The organism is Streptomyces sp. M41 (assembly GCF_043673425.1).
In the GTDB taxonomy this organism is placed as follows: Bacteria; Actinomycetota; Actinomycetes; order Streptomycetales; family Streptomycetaceae; genus Streptomyces.
In genome coordinates this window covers 349,036-361,024 of the sequence record NZ_JBIMKE010000001.1, presented here as the reverse complement: position 1 = coordinate 361,024, position 11,989 = coordinate 349,036, and the positions used below count along the sequence as shown (strand labels likewise).

Below are 11,989 nucleotides of genomic sequence, written 5' to 3'. Positions count from 1 at the left end.
TCGGCAGTTGGTGCCGACCGCGGAGTCGCAACAAGGCCCTGCGGGCGTCCGTCGCAACCACCGGCTGCTGCTTGCTCTTTGGTGAATTCGTCACGGCATTCCCCGATCGTAAAAGGGGTGAGTGATGCACGTCCGCACGATGTCATGTGACGGGACGTGTGTCGGCACGCTACAGCCGGCCGCCCCCCTGGGCGCGAAAGGAGCATGCCCGTCTCAGGTGACGGAATGCCTGGTCTCCCGACTGCGATTTCAGTTTATCGACTGCACGCCCCTCGACACCGCTCAGGCGTAGAACCGCGACAAAAAACTCTCCGGTGCCGCCGCGAGTTTGCGGCACCCGCGCAACGACAGCTCGCGCCGCAGTATCCGGAGGACTTGCGCGAAGCGCCGCACAGGAGCATGCAGTTCGCGGCCTGGGGCGCGAGGAATCCGGCCGCCGGTCAGAGGCGTACGGTCATCTCCACCAGCACCTCGTCCCCCGCCCCGATTCCCCGCGCCCCGCGCACCGCCTTCTTCAACGGCAGCAGATACCCGCCGTCCTTGGGGAACAGGGACGTCTCGAAGGCCATGTCGCCGATGCGGGCCGCCACCGGGACGACGCCCCAGCCATACGTGGCCATCGCGGCGACGTCGCGGATGTCCGCGGCCTCCTCGTCCGGCACCGTGATGAAGTAGTACGGCGCCGGGCCACGCCATTCGATCACCCGGCCGGTGAAGGCGAGTTCCATGCGGTCGGTCCCTCTTCTCTTCCCGGGCGGCCCGGGTGGGCGACGCGCTCCGGCACATTCACGCCTTCATAGGGTGAACCTTCCTGCGGCGCAAGGGTTTTCTGCGCTTCACCTCTTGACGGCCGCAGCATCGCGGAGCACATTGGCGGCACTTTGACGACGTTCTGAGAGCGCTCTCAAGACGACACTGGCGCCCTCAACTCCCCACCCCCTGCACCGATCCGTAGACGAGAGGCAGCATCCCCATGAGCGAACCCTCCGGCATACACCGCAGACGCCACCCGGTCAGACGGGCCCTCGTCGCGGTGCTCGGCACGCTGGCTCTGGCGGCGGGCACCGCGACCGTCGCCGTGCCGTCCGCGAGCGCCTCCGCACCCACGCCCCCGTCGGGCTGGACGCAGGTCTTCCTCGACGACTTCGACGGCGCCGCGGGCAGCGGCGTGAACACCTCCAACTGGCAGTACGCGACCGGCAAGGGCTATCCCGGCGGCCCCGCCAACTGGGGCACCGGCGAGATCGAGACGATGACGAACAGCACCGACAACGTCGCGCTCGACGGCAACGGCAACCTGCGCATCACCCCGCGCCGGGACGCTTCGGGCAACTGGACCTCCGGCCGCATCGAGACCAACCGCACCGACTTCCAGCCCCCGGCGGGCGGCAAACTGCGCGTGGAGGCGCGTATTCAGGTACCGAACGTGACCGGTGCCGCCGCCAAGGGCTACTGGCCGGCGTTCTGGATGCTCGGCGGGCCCTACCGCGGCAACTACTGGAACTGGCCCGGCGTGGGCGAGCTCGACATCATGGAGAACACCCAGGGCATGAACACGGTGTTCGCCACCATGCACTGCGGGACCGCACCGGGCGGCCCCTGCAACGAGAACAGCGGCATCGGAGGCAACACCACCTGTTCCGGCACCACCTGCCAGGCGGGCTTCCACACGTATCGAATGGAGTGGGACCGCTCCATGAGCGTCGAGGAGATCCGCTTCTACCTCGACGGCACCCACTTCCACACCGTCCGCGCCAACCAGGTCGATGCGACGACCTGGGCCAACGCGACGAACCATGGCTACTTCATCATCCTCAACGTGGCCATGGGCGGCGGTTTCCCGGACGCCTTCGGCGGCGGTCCGGACAGCGGGACACAGCCGGGGCACGCCATGGTCGTCGACTACGTCCAGGCGATGACCGCCGGGGGGAGCGGTCCCACACCCCCGCCGACAGGCAACCGTGACACCTACCGCGCCATCCAGGCGGAGTCGCACGACGGCCAGGCCGGTGTGAGCACCGAGACCACCTCGGACTCGGGCGGCGGCCAGAACATCGCGGCCCTGGCCAACGGGGACTGGGCCCAGTACAAGGGTGTCGACTTCGGCTCCGCCGCGGCCGGCCAGTTCGTCGCCCGGGTGGCGAGCGGTGCCGCGAACGGCGTCAGCGGTCTGGTGGAGGTCCGCCTGGACAGTCGCGGCAACGCGCCCGTCGGCAGTTTCGCCGTGGGCAACACGGGTGGGTGGCAGTCCTGGCGGACGATCCCGGCGAACATCAGCGGGGTGACCGGCACGCACGATGTCTATCTCACCTTCACCAGCGGCCAGCCGGCCGACTTCGTGAACGTGAACTGGTTCAACTTCGGGCGCTGACGGACGGATCGGCGCTCGGCGATGCCCCGCGGGAGCTCTCCGGCGCTCGCGGGGCATCCGGCCCGGTCAGTGGCGTGAGGGGGCCGGGCCTCCGCGTCCTGCGGCGGCGTGAGGGTGGTGGACTCTTCCCTGGCCCACGCGACCCCGAGTTCGGCCCCAGACCCAGCCCCGACCCCGGCCCCGACGCCGGCCCCGGGCATCCCGCCCGCCGCACCGGCCTCAGCGCAGTTCCGCCCGGAACGCCGCCGGTGTCGTCTGCGTGTGCTGGTGGAAGAACTTGGAGAAGTTCGCCGCGTCGGGGTATCCGACCGCCGCCCCCACGCGGCCGATCGGCAGGTCCGTGTGGGCGAGAAGGCGCTTGGCCTCCAGGGTCACCCTGCGGTCGATGAAGGCCTTCGGCGTCTGGCCGGTGGCGGCGCGGACCGCGCGCACGAGGGTGCGGCGGGAGTAGCCGAGCTGGTCGGCGTAGGCGCTGACGCTGTGGTTGGTGGCGAAGCCCCGCTCCACCGCGTCCCGGAACAGGGTGAACGTGGTGTCGGACTGCCGGCGTTCGGCCTCGGCCGAGCTCGTGGCGAGGTGGGCGAGGCGCAGCAGGAACGCCGTGAGCGAGTGGCGCAGTACCGCGGTGTGCAGGCTCAGCGGGAGTGTCGCCTCGTCCTCGTATTCGCGCCGGAGTTGGGCGAGGGCCGAGCGCAGGGCGGTGAGCTGGGGTTCGTCGGGGCGCAGCAGGGGCGGGAGGTCGTAGCGGTAGAGGCCGGTGGACTCGACCGTGGTGCGGGGCAGGAAGCCGGGTTGCATGGTCAGGACGGTGCCCCGGTAGGCATCGGCGGGGGCGAAGCGGTGGACCTGGCCGGGGCGTATCCACAGCAGGTCGCCGGCCTGCGCCTCGTACTCGGCGAAGTCGATCATGTGGTGCACGGGTCCTTCGCTGAAGAGCATCACGACGTGGAAGTCGATGCGGTGGACGCGTTCGGGCGTGGCGTCGGCGGCGTGCCAGGTGTGGCCGGTGCCCATCGGGCCGATCTGCATGCCGACGCCGAGGACGCTCAGATCAGACGGGAAGGGGAACGTCCGGATCGCGTCGCCGCGACCGTGGCCGTGCGCGTCACCGCCGTCGAGGTCGCCTTGGACCGTTGTGTCCACCATGTCTGTCTCGTGCCGTCTCAGTCGTGCGTGCCTCGCGCTCAGCCGTGCGCCGGGCTCGTAGCGGTGTCCCACTTTCACCACAGCGTGACACACGCCGACCTTCCCAGGTAAAAGTCAGACTTTTAGTTTTGAACGCGTTGGACCAGCTACTTCGCTCCGATCGAGGACTTTTGAAGATGAGCACGCAGACACCGGACAGCTTCGAATGGACCGAACTCGACCGGCGTGCCGTCGACACGGCCCGGCTGCTGGCGGCCGATGCCGTCCAGCGGGTGGGCAACGGCCATCCGGGCACCGCCATGAGCCTCGCGCCTGCCGCGTACACGATCTTTCAGAAGGTGATGCGGCACGACCCTTCGGACCCCGAGTGGACCGGCCGTGACCGCTTCGTCCTGTCGCCCGGTCACACCTCGCTGACCCTCTACACCCAGCTCTTCCTCGCCGGGTACGAGCTGGAGCTCGACGACCTCAAGGCGTTCCGGACGCATGGTTCGAAGACGCCGGGCCACCCCGAGTACGGGCACACCGCGGGGGTCGAGACGACGACGGGCCCGCTCGGGCAGGGTGTCGCCAACGCCGTCGGCATGGCGATGGCCGCCCGCTACGAGCGCGGCCTGTTCGACCCGGAGGCGCCTGAGGGTCGGTCCCCGTTCGACCACACCATATGGGCGATCGTCTCCGACGGCGACCTCCAGGAGGGCGTCTCCGCCGAGGCCTCCTCCCTCGCCGGCCACCAGAGGCTCGGCAACCTCGTCTTCCTCTACGACGACAACCACATCTCCATCGAGGGCGACACGGCGACCGCGTTCTCCGAGGACGTCCTCGGGCGCTACGCGGCGTACGGCTGGCATGTGCAGCGCATCGAGCCGGCCGACAACGGCGACATCGACGTGGCCGCGCTGTACACGGCGCTCAAGGCGGCGCAGGCCGAGACCGGGCGCCCCTCGATCATCGCGATGCGCACGATCATCGCCTGGCCCGCCCCCAACGCCCAGAACACCGAGGCCTCCCACGGCTCGGCCCTCGGCGCGGACGAGATCGCCGCCACCAAGCGCGTCCTCGGCTTCGACCCGGAGCGGTCCTTCGAGGTCACGGACGAGGTCCTCGCCCACACCCGCCGGGCCCTGGACCGGGGCGCCGAGGCGCACGCCGCCTGGGACAAGGAGCTCGGCTCGTGGCGCGCCGCGCAACCCGAGCGCGCCCGGCTGTTCGACCGCGTCCTGGCCGGTCAGCTGCCCGAGGGCTGGGAGTCCTCGGTCCCGGTCTTCGAGGAGGGCAGGCGGGTGGCCACCCGTGCGGCCTCGGGCAAGGTGCTCCAGGCCCTGGGCTCCATCGTCCCTGAACTGTGGGGCGGTTCCGCGGACCTCGCCGGTTCCAACAACACCACCATCGACAAGGCGAGTTCGTTCCTGCCGCGGGGCAACCCGCTGCCCGAGGCCGACCCTTACGGCCGTACCGTCCACTTCGGCATCCGCGAGTTCTCGATGGCCGCGGAGATGAACGGCATCGCCCTGCACGGCAACACCCGGATCTACGGCGGGACTTTCCTCGTCTTCTCGGACTACATGCGCAACGCCGTACGCATGTCCGCGCTGATGCAGCTGCCAGTGACCTATGTGTGGACGCACGACTCCATCGGGCTCGGTGAGGACGGCCCGACACACCAGCCGGTCGAGCACCTGGCCGCGCTGCGGGCGATCCCCGGCCTGAACGTCGTGCGGCCCGCCGACGCGAACGAAACCGCGATCGCCTGGGCCGAGATCCTGCGCCGGCACTCCACCGACCCGGCCCCGCACGGACTGGCGCTGACCCGCCAGGGCGTGCCGACCTACGCGCCCGACCCGGACGCGGCGAAGGGCGGTTACGTCCTGCGCGAGTCCTCGACCCCGACGCCCGAGGTCGTCGTCATCGCCACCGGCTCCGAGGTCGAGCTCGCCGTCGCCGCTCGCGAGGCGCTCGAGGCCGAGGGGATCGGCACGCGGGTGGTGTCGATGCCCTGCGTCGAGTGGTTCGAGCAGCAGCCGCGCGAGTACCGCGAGAGCGTGCTGCCGCCGGCCGTGAAGGCACGGGTCGCGGTCGAGGCCGGGATCGGCCTGACCTGGCACCGGTTCGTCGGGGACGCGGGACGCATCGTCTCCCTGGAGCACTTCGGCGCCTCCGCCGACGCCGGGACCCTGTTCGCCGAGTACGGCTTCACCGCCCGGAACGTGGCCGCCGCCGCGCGAGAGTCCCTTGCCGCCGCCCGCGGCTGACACCGGCTGACACGTACGCAGAAAGAAGATGATCACTGTGACCACCGAAGCGACCGCCACCGCGGGATCCCTGAAGCGCCTCGCCGACGAGGGCGTCTCGATCTGGCTGGACGACCTGTCGCGCGAGCGCATCGAGTCCGGCAACCTCGCCGAGCTGATCGCGCACCGCAACGTCGTGGGCGTCACCACCAACCCGTCCATCTTCCAGGCCGCCATCGGCTCCGGAGAGGGCTACGAGGAGCAGCTCGCCGACCTCGCGGTGCGCGGCGTCACGGTCGACGAGGCCGTACGCATGATGACCACCGCCGACGTGCGTGCCGCGGCCGATGTCCTGCGGCCCGTGTACGACTCCACCGGCGGCCGGGACGGCTGGGTCTCCATCGAGGTCGACCCGCGGCTCGCCCATGACACGGCGGGCACCGTCGCCGAGGCCAGGCAGCTGGCCTGGCTGGTCGGCCGCCCCAACGTGATGATCAAGATCCCGGCGACCGGGGCGGGTCTGCCCGCCATCACCGAGGTCGTCGCCGAGGGCATCAGCGTGAACGTCACGCTGATCTTCTCGCTGGAGCGCTACCGCGAGGTCATGGACGCCTACCTGGCCGGTCTGGAGAAGGCCGCCGCGAAGGGCCTCGACCTGTCCGGCATCCACTCCGTGGCCTCCTTCTTCGTCTCCCGCGTCGACGCCGAGATCGACAAGCGGCTGACCGCGATCGGCACGCCCGAGGCCCTAGCCCTCAAGGGCAGGGCGGCGCTCGCCAACGCCCGGCTCGCCTATGAGGCGTACGAGGAGAGGTTCGGCTCGGCGGACGGTTCGACCCGCGCCGGGGCGCGCTGGACCGCGCTCGTCGGTGCCCGGGCCAACGAGCAGCGTCCGCTGTGGGCCTCCACGGGCGTTAAGGACCCCGCCTACAAGGACACTCTCTATGTCGACGAGCTGGTCGCCCCCGGCACCGTCAACACGATGCCGGAGGCCACGCTCGACGCCACCGCCGACCACGGCGAGATCACCGGCGACACGGTGACCGGCGGCTACGCGCAGGCGCGTGCCGATCTGGCCGGCGTGGCGGCTCTGGGGATCTCCTACGACGAAGTCGTCACCCGGCTGGAGGACGAGGGAGTCGCCAAGTTCGAGGTGGCGTGGCAGGACCTGTTGAACGCCGTGAAGAAGTCGCTCAGCAGCAAGGGAGCTGACGCAGCATGACCTCCGACTGGGACAACCCTCTGCGCGACCCGCGCGACCGCCGCCTTCCCCGGATCGCCGGCCCGTCCGGGCTGGTCATCTTCGGTGTCACCGGTGACCTGTCCCGCAAGAAGCTGATGCCGGCCGTGTACGACCTCGCCAACCGTGGGCTGCTGCCCCCGGGCTTCTCCCTCGTCGGGTTCGCCCGCCGGGACTGGGAGGACGAGGACTTCGCCCAGATCGTGCACGACTCGGTGCGCGAGCACGCCCGTACCGAGTTCCGTGAGGAGGTCTGGCAGCAGCTCGCCGAGGGCATGCGGTTCATCCCGGGTGACTTCGACGACGACCGGGCCTTCGAGCAGCTGCGCCAGACGGTCGAGGAGCTCGACAAGGCGCGCGGGACGAGCGGCAACTACGCCTTCTATCTCTCCGTGCCGCCGAAGTTCTTCCCCAAGGTCGTCCGGCAGCTCAAGGAGCACGGTCTGGCGCAGGCGCCCCAGGGGTCATGGCGGCGGGCGGTCATCGAGAAGCCGTTCGGGCACGATCTCGCGAGTGCTCGTGAGCTGAACGCGATCGTGCACGACGTGTTCGACCCGGAGCAGGTCTTCCGGATCGACCACTACCTGGGCAAGGAGACCGTCCAGAACATCCTGGCGCTGCGGTTCGCCAACCAGCTGTTCGAGCCGATCTGGAACCGATCGTACGTCGACCATGTGCAGATCACCATGGCCGAGGACATCGGCATCGGCGGCCGGGCCGGCTACTACGACGGCATCGGCTCCGCCCGTGACGTCATCCAGAACCATCTGCTCCAGCTGATGGCGCTCACCGCGATGGAGGAGCCGGCCGCCTTCGACGCGGCCTCGTTGCTCACCGAGAAGCTGAAGGTGCTCAAGGCGGCCAAGGTGCCGGCCGATCTGGGCGCGCACACCGTGCGCGGGCAGTACGCGGCCGGCTGGCAGGGCGGCGAGCAGGTGCCCGGGTACCTCCAGGAGGAGGGCATCGACGCGCGGTCCAGGACCGACACGTATGCAGCCGTCCGGCTGAACATCGACAACCGGCGCTGGGCGGGTGTGCCGTTCTATCTGCGCACCGGCAAGCGGCTCGGGCGGCGGGTCACCGAGATCGCCGTCGTCTTCCAGCGGGCGCCGCACTCCCCGTTCGACTCCACCGCCACCGAGGAACTCGGCCAGAACGCCATCGTCATCCGTGTCCAGCCGGACGAGGGCGTGACGGTGCGGTTCGGGTCCAAGGTGCCGGGCACGTCGATGGAGCTGCGGGACGTGACGATGGACTTCGCCTACGGCGAGTCGTTCACGGAGTCCAGCCCGGAGGCGTACGAGCGGCTCATCCTGGACGTCCTGCTCGGGGACGCCAATTTGTTCCCCCGTCACCAGGAGGTGGAAGAGTCCTGGAAGATCCTCGACCCGATCGAGGAGTACTGGGACTCGCACGGCGAGCCGGCGCAGTACGCGTCCGGGAGCTGGGGACCCGAGGAAGCCGACGAGATGCTCGCACGAGACGGACGGAGCTGGCGCAGGCCATGAAGATCGACCTGACCGACACCACGGCAAGCAAGATCAACAAGGCGCTGGTGCAGGGCCGCCGCGCGATCGGCACGCCGGCCGTGGGCATGGTCCTGACGATGGTCATCGTCACGGACGAGGAGAACGCCTACGACTCCATCAAGGCGGCCGAGGAGGCCTCGCACGAGCACCCCGCGCGCACCCTGGTCGTCATCAAACGGCACGCCCGCACCCCGCGCGACCGCACCCGCTCGCACCTGGACGCCGAGGTCCGGGTGGGCGCCGACGCCGGTACCGGCGAGACGGTCGTGCTGCGCACGTACGGCGAGGTGTCCGAGCACGCCGACTCGGTGGTGCTGCCGCTGCTGCTGCCGGACGCGCCGGTCGTCGTGTGGTGGCCGGTGGACGCGCCGGAGAACCCCTCGAAGGACCCGCTGGGGGCACTGGCCCAGCGCCGGATCACCGACCTCTACACCACCGAGAGCCCGCTGACGGACCTTCAGGCCCGGGCCCGTTCCTACGCGCCGGGCGACACCGACCTCGCCTGGACCCGGCTCACCCCCTGGCGGTCCATGCTGGCCGCGGCCCTGGACCAGGCGCGGGTGCCGATCGTCTCGGCGGCCGTGGAGGCCGAGGCGGACAATCCGGCGGCGGAGCTGCTGGCCCGCTGGCTGGAGGCCCGCCTCCATGTCACCGCCGAGCGGGTGATCACCGCCGGTCCGGTGGTCACCGGCGTACGGCTGGGCACCGAGAACGGCGAGATCGTCATCGACCGCCCGGAGGGTCCGCTGGCCACGCTGCACCTGCCGGACCAGCCGTCGCGCACCCTCGCGCTGAAGGTCCGCACCACCTCCGAACTCATCGCCGAGGAGCTCAGGCGCCTCGACGCGGACGAGATGTACGCCATCGCCCTGCGCGGCGAGGCCCCCAAGGAGACCCCCGACCATGTCTGACTCCCTGTCCGGCTCCCCCAGGCTCACCCTGCGCCCCGAGTGGGTGGCCCTGGAGGACCATCGCGCGGACGCCATGCAGCTCCCCCGGCTGCGCGAGCTGTTCGCCGCCGACCCCTCGCGCGCCGAGCGGTATGTGGTGCGCGTCGGTGACCTGCGCATCGACTACTCCAAGCACCTGATCACCGACGAGACCCTGGCGCTGCTCCAGGAACTGGCCACCGCCACCGGCGTGTTCGGGCTGCGGGACGCCATGTTCCACGGCGAGAAGATCAACATCACCGAGGACCGGGCGGTGCTGCACACCGCGCTGCGCGCTCCGGCCGACGCGGTGATCGAGGTCGACGGCGAGAACGTCGTGCCCGAGGTGCACAGCGTGCTCGACAAGATGGCCGGCTTCGCCGAGCGGGTCCGCTCGGGCGCCTGGACCGGCCACACCGGCAAGCGCATCCGCAATGTCGTCAACATCGGTATCGGCGGCTCCGACCTCGGCCCCGCCATGGCCTACGAGGCGCTTCGCCCGTTCACCGCACGGGAGCTGACGTTCCGGTTCGTCTCCAACGTTGACGGCTCCGACCTGCACGAGGCGGTGCGGGACCTGGACCCGGCGGAGACTCTGTTCATCGTCGCGTCCAAGACGTTCACCACGATCGAGACGATCACCAACGCCACCTCGGCCCGCACCTGGCTGCTGGCCGGGCTCGGCGAGGACAAGGCGGTCGCCCGGCACTTCGTCGCGCTGTCCACGAACGCCGAGAAGGTGACGGACTTCGGCATCGACCCGGACAACATGTTCGAGTTCTGGGACTGGGTCGGCGGGCGCTACTCCTACGACTCGGCGATCGGCCTGTCCCTGATGATCGCCATCGGCCCGGACCGCTTCCGCGAGATGCTGGACGGCTTCCACACCGTCGACGAGCACTTCAGGAACGCGCCCGCCCAGGCCAACGCCCCTTTGATCCTCGGCCTGTTGGGTATCTGGTACGGCAATTTCTTCGGCGCCGAGTCGCATGCGGTGCTGCCGTACTCGCACTATCTGTCGAAGTTCACCGCGTATCTCCAGCAGCTGGACATGGAGTCCAACGGCAAGTCGGTGGACCGCGAGGGCCGCACCGTGGGCTGGGCGACCGGCCCGGTCGTGTGGGGCACGCCCGGCACCAACGGGCAGCACGCCTACTACCAGTTGATCCACCAGGGCACCCGGCTGATCCCGGCCGACCTGATCGGCTTCGCCCGTCCGGTCGCCGAGCTGAGCGAGGAACTCAAGGCCCAGCACGACCTGTTGATGGCGAACCTCTTCGCGCAGGGCCAGGCGCTCGCCTTCGGCAAGACGGCCGACGAGGTACGCGCGGAGGGCGTGCCCGAGGAGCAGGTGCCGCACCGCACGTTCCTCGGGAACCACCCCACCACCACGATCCTCGCCCCCGAGCTGACCCCCTCGGTCCTCGGCCAGCTGGTCGCCCTCTACGAGCACAAGGTGTTCGTCCAGGGCGCCGTCTGGAACATCGACTCCTTCGACCAGTGGGGCGTCGAGCTCGGCAAGGTCCTCGCCAAGCGCGTCGAACCCGCGCTCACCGAAGGGGCCGACGTCCCCGGTCTCGACCCGTCCACCGCCGCCCTCGTGGCCGCCTACCGTGAACTCAAGGAAGTGAACTGACATGCAGATCGGTCTTGTTGGTCTCGGCAAGATGGGCGGCAACATGCGCGAGCGTCTGCGCAACGCCGGCCACACCGTCGTCGGCTACGACACCAACCCGGAACTGTCCGACGTGGCGAGCCTGGCCGACCTCGTCAACCAGCTGGACGCGCCGCGCACGGTCTGGGTCATGGTCCCGGCCGGCCGGCCCACCCAGCTCGTGATCGACCAGCTGGGCAGCCTGCTCAAGCCGTACGACACAGTCGTCGACGGCGGCAACTCCCGCTGGACGGACGACGAGCAGCACGCCAAGGAGCTCGGCGCGCACGGCATCGGCTTCGTCGACGCGGGCGTCTCCGGCGGTGTGTGGGGCCTCAAGAACGGCTACGCCCTGATGGTCGGCGGCGAGAAGGAGTACGTCGACCGGCTGAGGCCGATCTTCGAGGCGCTCAAGCCGGAGGGCCCGTACGGCTTCGTCCACGCGGGCAGGGTGGGTGCCGGGCACTTCGCGAAGATGGTCCACAACGGCATCGAGTACGCGATGATGCAGGCCTACGCCGAGGGCTGGGAGCTGCTGGAGAAGGTCGACTCGGTGGACAACGTCCGGGAGGTCTTCCGCTCCTGGCAGGAGGGCACGGTCATCCGGTCCTGGCTGCTGGACCTGGCGGTGAACGCCCTCGACGAGGACGAGCACCTGGAGCAGCTGAAGGGCTTCGCGCAGGACTCCGGTGAGGGGCGGTGGACCGTGGAGGCGGCCATCGACAACGCGGTGCCGCTGCCCGCGATCACCGCTTCCCTGTTCGCCCGGTTCGCCTCCCGCCAGGACGACTCCCCGCAGATGAAGATGATCGCGGCCCTGCGCAACCAGTTCGGCGGCCACGCGGTCGAGTCGAGGAAGTGACCCGACAGCCCACGCACCTCGCCCCGC

Annotated in this window: 9 protein-coding genes; 7 read left to right on the top strand and 2 right to left on the bottom strand. The window is 70.0% G+C overall.

Translation table 11 applies throughout. The features are described 5' to 3' along the window. Window positions 1-440: 440 nt before the first annotated feature. Complete coding sequence (locus tag ACHBTE_RS01675; RefSeq protein ID WP_394721435.1) at window positions 441-728, bottom strand: DUF1905 domain-containing protein; 288 nt, start codon at window positions 726-728, stop codon at window positions 441-443. 245 nt (window positions 729-973) lie between these two features. On the opposite strand from ACHBTE_RS01675, the gene ACHBTE_RS01670 reads away from it, so the two are divergent. Further along, window positions 974-2,371 (top strand): glycoside hydrolase family 16 protein, encoded by a 1,398-nt coding sequence (locus ACHBTE_RS01670; RefSeq protein ID WP_394721434.1) that lies wholly within the window; start codon window positions 974-976, stop codon window positions 2,369-2,371. A gap of 219 nt (window positions 2,372-2,590) precedes the next feature. Here ACHBTE_RS01670 and ACHBTE_RS01665 read toward each other — a convergent pair whose 3' ends face one another. After that, window positions 2,591-3,517, bottom strand: a complete 927-nt coding sequence (locus ACHBTE_RS01665; RefSeq protein WP_394721433.1) for a helix-turn-helix domain-containing protein — start codon at window positions 3,515-3,517, stop codon at window positions 2,591-2,593. A gap of 176 nt (window positions 3,518-3,693) precedes the next feature. Between ACHBTE_RS01665 and tkt the strand changes: the two genes are divergently transcribed. Genes tkt through gnd form a run of 6 tightly spaced genes read left to right on the top strand, consistent with a single transcriptional unit; the run spans window position 3,694 to window position 11,962 of the window. After that, window positions 3,694-5,769, top strand: a complete 2,076-nt coding sequence (gene tkt, locus ACHBTE_RS01660; RefSeq protein ID WP_394721432.1) for a transketolase — start codon at window positions 3,694-3,696, stop codon at window positions 5,767-5,769. Window positions 5,770-5,797: 28 nt separating this feature from the next. After that, on the top strand, window positions 5,798-6,970 hold the full coding sequence (tal, locus tag ACHBTE_RS01655; protein WP_394721431.1) for a transaldolase: 1,173 nt from the start codon (window positions 5,798-5,800) through the stop codon (window positions 6,968-6,970). Continuing rightward, window positions 6,967-8,496 carry a glucose-6-phosphate dehydrogenase gene (zwf, locus tag ACHBTE_RS01650; RefSeq protein ID WP_394721430.1) on the top strand — a complete coding sequence of 510 codons (1,530 nt, stop codon included), beginning with the start codon at window positions 6,967-6,969 and terminating at the stop codon, window positions 8,494-8,496. The genes tal and zwf overlap by 4 nt, the downstream gene beginning before the upstream one ends. Further along, on the top strand, window positions 8,493-9,428 hold the full coding sequence (gene opcA, locus ACHBTE_RS01645) for a glucose-6-phosphate dehydrogenase assembly protein OpcA (protein ID WP_394721429.1): 936 nt from the start codon (window positions 8,493-8,495) through the stop codon (window positions 9,426-9,428). The genes zwf and opcA overlap by 4 nt, the downstream gene beginning before the upstream one ends. Then, window positions 9,421-11,082, top strand: coding sequence for a glucose-6-phosphate isomerase (pgi, locus tag ACHBTE_RS01640; protein WP_394721428.1), 1,662 nt, complete (start codon window positions 9,421-9,423; stop codon window positions 11,080-11,082). Before opcA ends, pgi begins: the two co-directional genes overlap by 8 nt. Window position 11,083: 1 nt before the next feature. Beyond that, a complete protein-coding gene (gene gnd / locus ACHBTE_RS01635; RefSeq protein ID WP_394721427.1) occupies window positions 11,084-11,962 on the top strand; it encodes a phosphogluconate dehydrogenase (NAD(+)-dependent, decarboxylating) in 879 nt (292 codons plus the stop codon). Window positions 11,963-11,989: the final 27 nt, after the last annotated feature.